At 70.6% G+C, this 12,848-nt stretch carries 9 protein-coding genes; 1 reads left to right on the forward strand and 8 read right to left on the reverse strand.

Features of this window, described 5'->3' with window-relative positions; all coding sequences use genetic code 11:
• Positions 1 to 127: 127 nt before the first annotated feature.
• The 4 genes from gshB to BHS09_RS00110 form a co-directional block, all read right to left on the reverse strand.
• On the reverse strand, positions 128 to 1,087 hold the full coding sequence (gene gshB / locus BHS09_RS00095; RefSeq protein WP_140786512.1) for a glutathione synthase: 960 nt from the start codon (positions 1,085 to 1,087) through the stop codon (positions 128 to 130).
• Between the two features lie 79 nt (positions 1,088 to 1,166).
• Positions 1,167 to 2,876, reverse strand: coding sequence for a serine/threonine protein kinase (locus tag BHS09_RS00100; protein ID WP_237080093.1), 1,710 nt, complete (start codon positions 2,874 to 2,876; stop codon positions 1,167 to 1,169).
• A 357-nt stretch (positions 2,877 to 3,233) separates the two neighbouring features.
• Positions 3,234 to 3,530 (reverse strand): hypothetical protein, encoded by a 297-nt coding sequence (locus BHS09_RS00105; protein ID WP_140786513.1) that lies wholly within the window; start codon positions 3,528 to 3,530, stop codon positions 3,234 to 3,236.
• A 30-nt stretch (positions 3,531 to 3,560) separates the two neighbouring features.
• Positions 3,561 to 3,857 carry a hypothetical protein gene (locus BHS09_RS00110; RefSeq protein ID WP_090491134.1) on the reverse strand — a complete coding sequence of 99 codons (297 nt, stop codon included), beginning with the start codon at positions 3,855 to 3,857 and terminating at the stop codon, positions 3,561 to 3,563.
• A gap of 205 nt (positions 3,858 to 4,062) precedes the next feature.
• On the opposite strand from BHS09_RS00110, the gene BHS09_RS00115 reads away from it, so the two are divergent.
• A complete protein-coding gene (locus BHS09_RS00115; protein WP_140796837.1) occupies positions 4,063 to 6,264 on the forward strand; it encodes a tenascin-X in 2,202 nt (733 codons plus the stop codon).
• Between the two features lie 16 nt (positions 6,265 to 6,280).
• Here BHS09_RS00115 and BHS09_RS00120 read toward each other — a convergent pair whose 3' ends face one another.
• The 4 genes from BHS09_RS00120 to BHS09_RS00135 all read right to left on the reverse strand — a co-directional run bounded on the left by BHS09_RS00120 (position 6,281) and on the right by BHS09_RS00135 (position 12,776).
• Positions 6,281 to 7,006: a DUF429 domain-containing protein gene (locus tag BHS09_RS00120; RefSeq protein WP_140796838.1), complete on the reverse strand. Its 726-nt coding sequence runs from the start codon at positions 7,004 to 7,006 to the stop codon at positions 6,281 to 6,283.
• Positions 7,007 to 7,431: 425 nt separating this feature from the next.
• Complete coding sequence (locus tag BHS09_RS00125; protein WP_140796839.1) at positions 7,432 to 8,898, reverse strand: hypothetical protein; 1,467 nt, start codon at positions 8,896 to 8,898, stop codon at positions 7,432 to 7,434.
• A 154-nt stretch (positions 8,899 to 9,052) separates the two neighbouring features.
• Entirely contained in the window at positions 9,053 to 9,784 is a 732-nt protein-coding gene (locus tag BHS09_RS00130) for a head GIN domain-containing protein (RefSeq protein ID WP_140796840.1), read from the reverse strand.
• Positions 9,785 to 9,875: 91 nt separating this feature from the next.
• The gene (locus BHS09_RS00135) at positions 9,876 to 12,776 is read right to left on the reverse strand and encodes a serine/threonine-protein kinase (protein WP_237080094.1); all 2,901 of its coding nucleotides are present in this window, start codon (positions 12,774 to 12,776) and stop codon (positions 9,876 to 9,878) included.
• Positions 12,777 to 12,848 lie beyond the last annotated feature (72 nt).

Consider the following 12,848-nt stretch of genomic DNA (forward strand, 5'->3'; position numbering starts at 1 on the left):
TGAACCAGGATTCAAATCACGCACCGCGTCGTGTGGTGCGCTGAAACATGAGTCAGCCCTCAGCTCAGGGAAGATACCGGGTGCCGGGCAGCCAGCTCCCCCGCCGCCCGGCGTCCTCCGGCGAGGCTCAGCGTTCGGCGACGAGCCGCTCCGCCACGTCCAGCACCTTGGCCTCCACGCACACGTCGTCCAGGTGGTTGGCCTCCACCAGGCCGGTGGGGCTCGTCACGTTGACCTCGGTGAGGTAGGTGCCCAGCACGTCGATGCCCACCAGCCGCAGCCCGCGCTTCACCAGCTCCGGCTTCAGGCGCTCGCAAATCTCCAGGTCCCGCGGGGTGAGCACGGCCTTGCGAGGCACACCGCCCGCCGCCATGTTGCCGCGGTGGTCGTCGTCGGATGGGACGCGCAGCACGCCGCCCACCGGCTCGCCGTCCACCAGGAGGATGCGCTTGTCGCCCTGGCGGCTCTCCGGGATGTACGCCTGCGCCATGACGGCCTCGCGGCCGCCCCGGGTGAGCATGTCCACCGCGGAGCGCGCGTTCCGGTCCGTGGCGGACAGGAAGAGGATGCCCTTGCCCGCGAAGCCATCCACCGGCTTGAGGATGGTGCCCGCCGCGTTGCGCGCGATGAAGTCCAGCAGCACCGGCAGCTCGCTGGTGACGCGCGTGTCCGGCATCAGGTCCGGGTAGCGCAGGGAGAAGAGCTTCTCGTTCGCGTCGCGGATGCCCGCCGGCTCGTTGATGAAGACAGGGGGCCGGCCCGTGCCGCACAGCTCCACCAGTTGGGTGGCGTGCAGGAACTCCGCGTCCACCGGCGGGTCCTTGCGCATGAAGAGCACGTCCAGCGAGGACACCGGGCGAGGGGCCTCGTCGAGGATGTCGAAGTGCCGTCCCAGCTCGCGGCGCACGGTGACGTGGCGCATGCGCGCCTCCGCGCAGGTGCCGTTGAAGCGCAACCAGCCCTGCTCGAAGTAGCGCACCTGGTGGCCGCGCTTCTGCGCTTCGAGCATCAACGCGAACGTGGAGTCGTGGTCCACCCGCACCGTCTCGAGCGGGTCCATCAGGAAGCCAATGGTCAGAGGGGCCATACAGTCCGGAATCAGAGGGAGAGGGGCGCGAAGATAACCAAGTGCCCCGGGACGTGCCCCTCAATCCCGGTTCTGTGTTTCAGCGCTCGGGGATTTCCGCCAGCTTCAGCCGGAACTGGGTCGTCTCCCCGGCGCTGATCGGCACCGACAGCATGCGCTTCTTGCCGTCCGGGCCCACGATGGTCAGGTCGTGCTCCCCAGCGGGCATGGCCACGTTGAACATCGGCGTGCGGCCCACGCGCTTCTTGCCTCGGAAGACCTCCGCCTCTGGCAGCACCAGCAAGGTCAGCTTGCCTCGACCCTTCGCCGGGCGAGCGCTCGCCGCCTCCTTGGGACGGTTCTCTTCCGCGTCCTCGCCGCCCACCGCGGCCCCCAACGCCTTCGCCGGAGCCTCCGGGGTGGGAGCGTCATAGCCCGGCACCGGGTAGACGGGCAGGTTCGGGTCATGGCGGGGGAGGGCGCGCAGCGCGTTCGCGTCCTCTTCATCCACCGTCTCGTTCAGCACCTTCGACAGGTGCCAGGCGCCATAGCCGCCGCCCACCAGGATGGTCATCAGCACCAGTCCCCACACCACGTTGGAGGATTTGCCCTCCGGTGGCGACTGGTTGTCCGTGGCGGCGGCCGCCTTCCGGGGTGCTTGCGCCGCGGGCACCTTGCGCGAGGGCTTGCGCGGCATGCCGGCCACGCCGTTCGACGGCGTCGGGATGTCCTTGCGCTCGGGGAGGTAGGGCCCGTCATCACTGCGCAGGGCCCGCTTCGCGGAGTCCAGCATGACGCCGTTGGTGGTGCCGTCCGCGGACTCCAGCATGACGCGCGTGGCGGACATGCGCTCGGCGAACCAGTCCTGCATCAGCGCGGCCCGGTCATGCGCGTCCAGCAGCAGCTTGCCCGCCGCCGCTTCAATCGCCCGGGCCATGTCCCGGCCGGTGGCGAAGCGCTTCTCGCGGCTGCGCTCCAGCGCCCGCATCACCACCTTGGACACCTCTTCGGGCACGTGCGGCGAGACGTGCGAGGGCCAGGGGACGGGCGCCTCCAAAATCTTCATCATCTCGTCGCGCTCGTTCTTGCCCGCGAACAGGCGCGCGCCGGTGATGAGCTCGTGCATCATCACCCCGACGGAGAACAAGTCACTGCGGCCGTCCAGCGTCTCGCCCCGCACCTGCTCCGGGGACATGTACCCGGTGGTGCCCTTCACCGTGCCGACGTTGGTGCGCTCCAGGCTGTCCTTCGCCTTGGCGATGCCGAAGTCGAGCAGCTTCACCACGCCGTCGTACGTCACCATGATGTTCTTCTGGGCGACGTCGCGGTGGATGACGGGGCTGGGCGCGCCGGAGGGCGCCGTATAGGTGTGCGCGTAGTGCAGCGCCATGCAGACGTCGCGCGCCACCGACAGCGTGAAGCCCAGCGGGAGCTGCTCCTGGCGGCGCAGGCACGCGCCGGTAATCTGGTTCAGGTTCTGCCCGGCGATGAACTCCATGGCCAGGTAGAGCCCGTCATCCTCGCGCCCCAGGTCGAACACCTGCGCGATGTTCGGGTGGTTGAAGGCCGCGGTGATGCGCGCCTCGTCCAGGAACATGCGTTCGAACTGCGCATTGTCCCGCGCGTCCGGCAGCACCCGTTTGATGACCACGTACTTACGGAAGCCACCCGGACCCGAAGTGAAGCCCAGGAACAGCTCCGCCATGCCACCCACGGAGAGCTGCGTGACGACCTCGTACTTCCCGATGCGCTCGCCCCGATAGAAGTCGATGGGGAAACCCTCCGCCGGCACCCCGCTGTCGGGGCACATCCCGCGTCAGACGATAACAGGCATGTGCGGGGCGGACGTGAGGTGAGAATGGGCCACCACCTGGGGTGCCTCCCGCATCCACCGGGAAGCTGTGGATGGCCTGTGGACAGCGGGGGAGGGGCTGTGGAGAAACCCCGGTGTGGATCAACACCTGTGGGTTCCCGGGGATAACCGTCACTTTACCCACATGTAGCAGATCCCAAATTCGTGAGTGTTCCCGGGAGCTTGCTGACTTGTCCCCAAGTCCGAGCTGCCTACTGCCACTACCAATAGATCAATACCTCTATGAACCTTTAGAAGAAGCAGTCCGCGCTGGGGACGAAGTGCCTGTGGAAACCCAGGGCGGGTGCCCCCACCTCAAGGCAGCGCCAGGCGCAGCTGTTCGAGCAACGCAGGCAGCCGGGTCATCAGCTCCCGGTCCATCTCCTCCAATGCCCCGCGAAGGGCCGCCAGGTCCTCTGGGGCGCGTTCCGCGGTCACCATGCGCTGCAGGACCCTCAGGCGCTGATTGCGCTGCACCAGGCTGCCCAGGACGTCCTCCAGCTCATCGCTGAGGGCCTCGCCCAGGCGCAGGTCGTGCCCAATCAGCTCGCGGAGCTGCTCCACCAGGTACGTGAGGTCCCAGGATTCTGCGTATCCAGCACGGCGCGACATCTCACCCCTGGCCCAGGCGGGTCGCCGGGCTCACTCCAGCGGCTGGGGCCGCAGCAGGCCCACGAGGGTGAGGCGCGAGCGGGACGGGTCCAGCTCCACGCTGACCTGGCAGCCGGCGACGTCCAGCCTCAGCGTGTACGGGAACTCGGGGGGCAGCTGACTTTCCTCCTGCCGGGCCAGGGCGGCCAGGCGGAACAGTTCGGCGAGCAGCTCCTGGCGGGTCTCCGCCGCGAGCCCCTCCACGGCCGCCTGCAGGCCGCGTGGGATGAGCACGGTGAAGGCCTGCGATGACGAAGGGGCGCATGAGGAAGATGCGACAGAGGTCATGGCGTACCCCGGGTGCGAGAACCATACCCTTCCGGCAGCCAACCATTTCGCGTGGTTGCAGCCTGTAGCAGTGGAACGGCCTGTAAAAAACACTGCCCCCCTCCCCGCCGACCCTGAAGTGTTGGGAGGTGGGGCGTTGGCGGAGTGGGGCGTCCGCGGGGCCTTCCGGCGCGAGCTATAGCCAGAAGGCACGGGGGGGAACGCCATGGCGCACGCAACGCAGGCGTCCCGGTACAGCGGCATTGTATTGGCGCTGATGCTGGGGTTGGGAGCGGCGGCTTGTCGGGACACACCGTCCCTGTCGGGGGCGGAGGGGCGGTTGCGGTTGTCGGCGCAGCGCGTGGACTTCCCGCACGCCTACCCGGGCACCCGGCGGGAGGCCGAGGTCCGCGTGGTGAATGGCGGCCGGGCCCCGCTGGACGTCACGTGGACGGACGTGACGGCACCCTTCTCGTTGGAGGCGGCGCTGCCGGTCCGGGTGCTTGCGGGAGAGGTGCCGGTGCGTCTGCGCTTCGCGCCCGAAGCTGAAGGGACCTACGAGGTCGTCCTCACCGGCACCGCGTCGGATGGCGGCCAGGTGCGGTTGGTGCTGGCGGGCGAGGCGAAGCCGGTGCCGGCGTGCTTCACGCCCGTGACGTGCGCGGCGGCCACCTTCGACCTGGTGACGGAGCGGTGCGTGGAGTCCTTGCTGCCGGACGGCACCGCGTGTGAGCCGGGCAATGCCTGCATCACCGGCGCCACCTGCCAAGCGGGACGCTGCCGGGGCGAGGAGCGCGCCTGTGACGACGGCAACGCCTGCACCACGGACGTGTGCCACGTGCTGGACGGGTGCCAGTCCGTGCCGGCGCCGCCCTGTCCCGCGGCCGGGCCGTGTCAGGTGGGGACGTGTGACCCGCGGATGGGATGCGCCACGGCCCCCGCGCCGGACGGCACCCTCTGCGGCGCGGCCCAAGGCACCTGCGAGGACGCGGACGTGTGCCTGGATGGGGCCTGCGTGAAGCGCGACCTGCCAGAGGGCTTCCTGTGTGAAGCGGCCAGTCCGTGCCAGGCGTCGGGGCACTGCCGCGGCGGCGTGTGCGCTCGGCCCGCGGCGCAACCCCTGAAGGTGGATTGGGAGCACGACGCCCGGACGGGAGGAGAGCAACTGCAGGACCTGCTGGTGGGGCCGGAAGGGGACGTGACGCTGTCGGGCTTCTACGGCACGCCCGTGCTGGACGCGGCGGGCAAGGGGCCTCCGGTGCGGGCCTCCCACCCGGCGCGCCGCTGCATGCTGTGGAACGACCGGCTCCTGTGCATGGACATGCCGATGGACGGGACGGTGTCGCTGCTGGAGCGCGGCACGGGGGCGCCGCGGTGGACCTTCACCCTGGCCGACGCACGGCCGGACTTCCGCGACAGGACGCAGACACTCTTCCTGGCGCGGCTGGCGGTGATGGCGCCGGACCGGCTGGCGGCCCTCTTCGAGGCCTACCCCACGGACCAGCGGCGCGACACGGCGTGCCGCATGTACTTCCTGGTGGTGCTGGATGCCTTCGGCCACATGGTGTCCGCGCGCGAGCTGACGGACCCACTGCTCGCCGAGTGCAACCACCCGCACCCGTATGGCCTCGCCTCGGACACGGTGGGGGACCTCTACGTCGCCTTCGCGCCCACGCTGAACACGGGCGCGCCGCTGGTGTCGGGGACGCCCTCGTTGCTGATGGCCTTCTCCTCGGACGGGGTGCCGCGCTGGCGGAGGACGGAGCCTCTGCGCGCGGGCGAGCTCGCGGTGGTGAACGGGCTGCTGCTGCTCGAATGGGGCTTCCAGGCGTTGAGCACCCGGGACGGGACACCGGTGGGGGAGCACCTGGCCCAGCACCTTGGCCGCGCGGTGGCCACCCGGGACGTGGTGGTGCCCAGCGCGTCGGGCACGACGGTGAACGCGGGTGTGGACAGCCTGAGCTCCACGCCGGCCGCGACGCAGCTGAAGGGCTTCTGGCTCCCGGACCTGGAGCCGGCGTGGCTGTACTCGCTGAAGGAAGGCCAGCGCCTGATGACCAAGGAGCTCCGGCTGGCCACCTGGCCCAGGGGTGCGGGACTTCCCCCCGAGACGCTGGTGCTGACGCACGCGGTGGCGGCCGACAACCAGCGGTTGCTGGTGGGCGTGCGCACGCGAGATGGAAGCGAGGCCTTCCAGTGTCCGCTCGACTACGCGCCGCGCACGGTGCCGCAGTTGATGGAGTTGGGGCCTGACGCCCTCTACGTGATGGATGGGGCCCTCAGTTGTGGCGAGTGCGATCCGCCCTTCGCCAACAGCCAGCCGCGCTTCATGCGCTTCCCCATGCCGGGGTTGCTGCCCGCGAACGCGCCCTGGCCCGGGACCTTCGGAGGACCGGGGCACGGGCACCATGAGAACGCGGTGCACTGAGCAGCAGCGCGGCGCTTCACTGTGGAGAACTTGTGGGCGTATCGGAAGACCGCACGTCGAGGATGCGGCCCTCGCGCAGCCAGCCCTGGGCATCCACGGTGAGCGGTGCGCCCACGGCGGTGACGCGCGCGGGGGCCTTGCGCGTGAGCCACCCGAGCCACGCGCACAGCGCCGCGTCCAACTGGTCATGGGTGGGAAGCAGGCCCGGTGGGAAGCGCAGGCCCTGCGCCTCCAGCACCGCCTGTCTTCGCGTCCGTCCCACGTGAGACGCCTTCTTCCCCAACTTCTCCACAGACAGCGCGCGCCACGTCGCGCCGGGGAAGGCCTCGAAGAGGCGGGCCTCCTCCAGCGAGTCCGTGTCCACGTCCAACAGGGGATGCCCACCCCGCGCATGCAGCGCCGCGAACAACTGCACCCCGCCCCGGACGAAGCCGGCGAAGGGACGTCCAGGCTCGGGCAGTACGTCGGGCGTACGTCCCGGCGCGCGCAGGCATCGCTCCGCTTCGCGCACGGAGGCTCCCAGCCGGGCCAGCGCCTGGGGTCCATCGATGACGAGCACATCCTCCGGGTTCAAAGGAAATGACGCGCGCAGCAGCTCGGGGGTGAAACCGAGCGCTTTCGAGGGGACGGGCCACCGGAGCTCGGAGAAGCGCACCTGCCCCCGGGCATCCACCTCCGCCACGTCCACCGGCCGGGGGATGCGTGCGTATGGGTCCGTCAAATCCCAGCCCAGGAAGCGCATGGTGAGCTCAAGCCGGCGTAGCGGTTTCCCGCATATCGGGCTGCTTCATGGCCCGCCCTGAAAGGAATTCAGTCTTCACCGCGCCTGCTCACACTCGTCGTGAATGCGCAACTGCTATGCGTCCTCACCACATCCGGCCTGTCACGGTGCTTGCGGGAGTCAGGACCCGGCGGGTGGACAGGCCCCGCGCAGCCGATATTCTTCGCCCACCGTAGCGTTGGCGTTCGTGGACGGTATTCCACGGTGCCCACGCGCAGGCCGCTCGGGAAGCAACCCCCTTGTTCCCGGCGCTCGCGTGGAAGGAGTGCGGTTGCCCGGACGACCTTGGAGGTCCGGCGTGCGGCGGCTTCGTTGCATCGTGGGGGGCCCGCTCGGGCCCCGGGTGGAAGTCTCCCGGGGCCCGAGAGACCTCGTTCCAGTCGCCGCTACGGTTGTGGTGTCTCCGCCGCCTGATTCGCTTCCACGCGCGTGAAGGACAGCAGGTAGGCGGGCTCGTCTCGCGTGCTCGCCTGTATCAACTCCTCCGTCAGCGCATGCAGGGGCCAGCGGTCCATGGACGCCTTGCGGAAGAGGGCCACCGCGCCCTCCAGCGCGCCGATTCGCGCCAGCGCCTGTTCACGTCCGGCCTCGTCGCCCATCTCCTGGGCGCCGCCGCGGACGAGCTGCAAGCCCACCATGCGCTCCACCATGGTGGGTTGTTCGGCCATGCGCGTGCCGATGTCACGGGTGATGCGGCCCAGCCGCTTCCGGCCCTCGGGAGACAGCGAGCCGCGCGTACCCACGTTGCGCGTGCGCAGCACCCACGAGCCCCGGTCCGTCACGCTGTGGGCCGCCACCGCCATCGCCGCGGCGCTGACATCTGGCACCCCCGAGCCCTCCAACTGCTTCCGGGCTTCCTCGTACGTGCGGGTGAAGACGCCCTCGCGCCACACGGGCAGGGCGGCCACCTGCTCCAGGCGGTCGATCTCCGCCGCGCTCATCTCCGAGCCCGGCTCCGTGTCTCCCAGGAGCAGCAGCAACTGAATCTGCATGGCGCGTGGGTTCGCGGCCGCCAGCGCCTCCAGCTTCTGGCGGAACACCGTGCGCGCTTCGTCATGGGAGGACTGTGGCAAGGCCTCGCCCCGGAGCACGTCCATCACCGCCACGAAGAGGGCCGGGTCCTCCAGCCGAGGCACCTGCCGCAGCAGGAAGAGCGCCTTGTCCGCGTCCAGGCGCGGGCTGCCCAGGGCCAGCATCAGCTTCACGTCGTCCGAAGCGGCCCGCTCCCAGGCGGCCTTCGCCGCGGCGGTGATGGCCGGGTCGGGCGGCAGCGGCGTGGCTCCGGGGAGCAGCTCGCTCTGCTGAAGGTCGGGCTGGCCCAGGTCCACCCAGGCCTGGCGGAACGCCTGTTGCCAGTCCATGCCGGGTGTGCGCCGCAGATCGCGCAGCCGCGCCAGCAGCTTTGCTTCCGGAGCGCCCGGGGCGGCCGCCTCCAACCGCCGGAGCGCGTCGCTGGCCTCGGTGTCCTGACCTTCCTCCAGCGCGAGACAGGCCTTCACGAGGAGCGCCGGCGCGTGCTGGGGCGCCAGCTTCAGCGCGGCCGCCAGTGCCTCATGCGCCTGGGCCCGCTGTCCCGTCGCGGCGGCCCGAGCGGCGCGGTCCGTCTGGACCAGCACCTCCATGGGGGCCTGGGACTTTGCTTTGGGCCTCTCGTGTGCGTGGTCCGCGTGGGACTCGCCATGCGCGTCGTGCGTGTCCCTCGGGGTGGAACCGGGCGATGAAGGCTGTGGGTTCCACAGGAAGAGCCCTCCGGCCAACACCGCCACGCCGACGCCCGCGCCACCCCACAGGACCTTGCCGCGTCGCCGGGGCGCTGGGGCGTTATCGGAGGAGGAAGGGAGGGGAGGCGTCATCGGGCGGGAATCTCCGCGAGGGGTGGGGACGCGCATTCCAGCCGCCCCGGCCCTCGTGGAGCAAGCCGGCCCACCCGCGACCTCGGGTGCTGTCCGGTTCACCCCACCCGTGTGCTGTCATTGACGCGGTACGCCTCCCACGGCGGCGGGCGCGTCAGTCCTTGTAGACAACCCGGGAGCCTCCGCTGGCGCGCACGTCGCTCTGGCTCGGGCGGGACACGAGCTGGAGGACGCTGCCCCCGGAGGCCTCGCCGCTGACGCGGTCGGACGCATCCACCTCCACGCGCGAGCCGCCGCTCGCTTCCGCGTCCAGCGTCTTGACGCCCTTCACGTCCAGGGCCCGCACGACGGAGCCCCCGCTGGCCTCGACGTCGAAGTCCGTTGCCCGTCCCGCCAGCGTCACCTTCGAGCCACCACTGGCCTCGGCCTCCACCTGGCGTGCATCCACGCCGCGCACGTTGACGATGGCGCCGCCGCTGGCGTCGACGTCGAACTCGTCCGTGCGCGTGGCGTCCGCGTCCACGTGGCTGCCGCCGCTGGCGTGGATGCCTTCGACGCGCGGGCTGGAGACGTACAGGCGGACGCTGCCGCCCTTGAATCCGCTGAAGAGCTTCTTGTCCACGCGGGTGCGCAGCGTCCCGTCATGCACATCCATTTCGATTCGGGACACGAGTTCGGCCGGTCCCTCCAGGCGCACGGACTTTGGGCCCACCTTCACTTCGGCCCGGATGCCGTGGCTCACCGATACCTCGTCGAAGTCGGGCACCTCTCGGACGTCGCCTCGCTGTTGTGCGGAAGCGGACGCACCGGCTTGAGGCTCCTGGGCATGGGCACAGGCACCGAAGACGAGGAAGGCGGCGACGATTGAGACGCGGACGGGGGACATGGGCACGCTCCAATGGAAAAAGGGGCCATGACATGGACCCCGACGTGCTCAAGGTACGCACGCCCTCGGCATTGATTGCCTGCCCTTCGGTTCAGGGGTCCGAAAGCAGGCTCAACGGGCCGCGGACGGAGGTCGTCTCCCCGGGCTTGATGTCCACGGGGACCTGATGCGCCTTGGCGGTGGCATCCACCAGCTTCAGGGTGTGCTGGCCCGCGGGCAGCTTCACCTTGAAGAGCGGCGTCTTGCCCAGGTCCTGGCCGCCAAGGAACACCTGGGCCTTGGGCTCGGTGACCAGGGTGAGGAAGCCGGGCTCGCCCGCCGGTACGCTCTCCGAGGCGGGCGGCGTGGCCGGTGCCTTGCGGGGTGCCGTGGTGACTGCCTTGCTCCGCTGCGTCCCATTGCGGACGCGCTTGAAGGTCCGGGGCTCCTTGAGCGGGGCGTCGTCCTCGGTGGCGGAGTCCGAGGGGGCACTCTCCTCCGGCAGGGGGACCTGATCCGTCAGGGTGGCGGGGTCCACATCCGCGATGGCCAGGGCTGAATCACCCGTGTCCTTCGGCCCATCGTTCACCGGTGGAGCCACGGGAGTCGCCGTCCCCGCCGCCAGGTCCTTGTCCGCGTTCACCGGGGGGCGTGTCCCGGCGGTTTGCTGGGGGGGCGGTGGGGCACCCTGGCCGAGCAGGGGCTTCAGCCGGGAGGACACGACGCCACCGTCCAGCCCCAGCATCACCACCGCGACGCCCAGCGCCAGCACGCCCACCACCGCCGTGATGGCCATCCAGGCCCGGCTTCGCCGAGGTTGTGGTTCGGCTTGTGGCTGGAACTGGGGGGCCCGCGCGCGCCTGGGGCCTGTTGTGGCGCCCCCCTGGCTTTGCACCGTGGATTCTTCTTCGTCCTCCTCCACGGGCATGTCGTGGAAGCGGACGGGCTGGGTGGTGGGCTCGGTCAAAGCGCCACCCTGCCTGCGGCGGGGAGGAATGGGGCGGCGCGGCGAGGGCGTCACCGGAACCGTGTCCCCGCCACGCTCGGGGGGCAGTACCGGCATGCGAATCATCGCCGTCTGCAGGTCGCGCTCGGCGGGGGGCGGCGTGGGCACGGAGGCGCGCAGGCCGTCCTGGGCGCGGGAAGCGCGGGTGCGGGATGCATCTTCCGTCGCGGCGCGAGGCGCGGGCGCCTCGGATGGGGCCACCGTGCGCAGGCCGTCCTGCGTCCGGGACGAGCGGGACCGTGCATCGGCACGCGGGGGCTCATCCACGGACGGGGAAGGCTCGGGCGTGCGAGATGAACGGGCCCGTGGAGCGTCATCCGAGGTGGGAGCCGGCTCATGTGCGCGGGATGAACGTGCCCGAGGCGCGTCATCGCCAGCAGGCGTCGGCTCAGCCGTGCGAGATGCGCGTACCCGATGCGCATCATCCGCGGCAGGGACCGTATCCGGCGTGCGAATCGGTCGGGCGCGAGATTCCTCGGGCGCTGGCGGAGCGGGTGGCTCCGGGGAACGCACCCCGCGGACCTGGGTCTGTTCCCGATCGGTGGTCTGGGCATCAGCCGCTGAGGCCCGCGAGCCCTGACGTGCGGGGGCCTCACCTGGCGCGGACGCAGAGGCGCCCGCGTCCCGGCTGGTGCCCGGCAGCTGCGTGCGGACCGTGTGCTCCGGAGGGTGGACCGGCATCCCCGGCTGGGTGCGCACGTGCTGCCCCCCGGACGGAGGGAGCGTCATCGCCTCGGCGGGAGGAGGCGGCGGAGGGTGTGTGTCAGCGGGGGACGCGCGCGAGGCCAGCCGCTTGCCCGGAGGCGCCTGAAGCACGGCCTTGCGAACGGTGCCGGCATCAGGGGAAGCGGCGGGAGCGCCCGTGGTGGGACGCCGGGGCGCGGGGGGCGGCGCGGCGTTCCGAGGCGCTCCCGAAGCCCGAGGCGACGGCGGCAAGGTGACGCCACCGGTGGGCAGCTCGGACGGCTCAACCCCCATGGCCATCACCTTGGCCAGGTTCACCACGCCGGTGGTGTCCCCCGTGTCGTTCTGCCCGCTCATCAGGAGCTGCCGCGTCTGCTCACGCCGGTCGGAGAAGAGGCGGAGCATCAGCTCGCTGCTCTGCTCGGGGTGCCAGATGAGCGGTCCCACGGCGCGCTCGATGGCGCGGGCGAACTCCAGCGTGGAGGCGTACCGGTCCTCGCGGCGCTTGGACAGCGCGCGCATGACGATGGCGTCCAGCTCCGGCGGCACGTGCTTGTTGGTGCGCGAGGGCGGCGTCACCTCGCAGCGCAGCACCGCGTTCATCATCGCCTCGGCCTGCTTGGCGTAGAACAGCCGCATGCCGGTGAGGCACTCGTGCAGCACCACGCCGAGGCTGAACAGGTCGCTGCGCGCATCCAGCGGCTCGCCCATGATCTGCTCGGGCGACATGTACCCGCTGGTGCCCTTCACCATGCCCACGGCGGTGCGGCTGGCGCGGGCCAGGCTCTTGGCGATGCCGAAGTCGAGCAGCTTGGTGACGCCCTCGTACGTCACCATGATGTTCTTCTCCGCCACGTCCCGGTGGATGACGGGAGAGGGGCGGCCCAGCGGATCCGTGAAGGTGTGTGCGTAGTGCAGCGCCACGGCGGTATCGCGCACCGCCATCAGGCTGTAGCCCATGGGGATGGGGGTGTTGGCCTGCCGGCACGCGCGGGCCACCTCCACCAGCGTGGCGCCCGGGACGAACTCCATGGAGAGGAAGAGCTCTCCGTCCGCGATGTCCAGGTCGTACACCTGGGCGATGTGCGGGTGGTTGAACGCGGCCGTCACCTTGGCCTCGTCCAGGAACATCCGGACGAACTCCTCCTCGCCGCGGATGTCGGGGAGGATTTGCTTCAGCACCACCAGCTTGTGGAAACCCGCCAGGCCACGCTGGGACGCGAGGAAAATCTCCGCCATCCCGCCCGTCGACAGGCGGCAGAGCACCTCGTACTTGCCCAGCGAGCGCGCTTCCGGCGCGAGCGGCAGCGTGTTCCCACTCATTGAATGGCGCCGAATGTACACCGCGAGCCGGATGGACGCGAAAGCCCCGTCCCTCACGGGTTCGTTACCGGA

This window comes from Myxococcus xanthus, from assembly GCF_006402735.1.
Lineage (GTDB): Bacteria > Myxococcota > Myxococcia > Myxococcales > Myxococcaceae > Myxococcus > Myxococcus xanthus_A.